At 66.4% G+C, this 431-nt stretch carries 1 protein-coding gene; it reads left to right on the forward strand.

What is annotated here, in order from left to right; all coding sequences use genetic code 11:
• Positions 1-41: 41 nt before the first annotated feature.
• Positions 42-431: oxygenase MpaB family protein (locus RM844_RS32945; protein WP_311671098.1), on the forward strand; the 390-nt coding region annotated here is incomplete at its 3' end.

A 431-nucleotide genomic window follows, 5' to 3' on the forward strand; every position in this document is an offset into this window, starting at 1 on the left:
TGTGCAGCCGCTCGGAGTTGATACCGCGACCGGGCCGCCCGATGGGCACCAGCTCTGCAGAGCGGCGTGCCACCTCGCTGTCGATCGGGTTCCAGCGCGCCGTCGTCATCGAGGAACTGGATCCCGCGCTCGTCGCGGCGGTCGACAAGACCCACGAGATCTACTCGCGGCCGCGCACCCGGTACGACCGGACGCTGCGCTACTTCGCCATGGTGGCGTTCGACGACAGTCGCTCGACCACGAAGGCCGCCGACGTTCTGGTCAAGATCCACTCCAAGGCCATCGGCACCGAGCCCATCACCAAGCGCCCGTTCGACGCCAACGACCCGCACTCGCAGTTGTGGATCCACCTGACCGCATGGCACTCGATCCTCTACAGCTACGAGATGTTCGGCCCGGGCAAGCTGTCACCGGACGAGGAGAGCCAGTAC

Source organism: Streptomyces chisholmiae, from assembly GCF_031845445.1.
Taxonomy (GTDB): domain Bacteria; phylum Actinomycetota; class Actinomycetes; order Streptomycetales; family Streptomycetaceae; genus Streptomyces; species Streptomyces chisholmiae.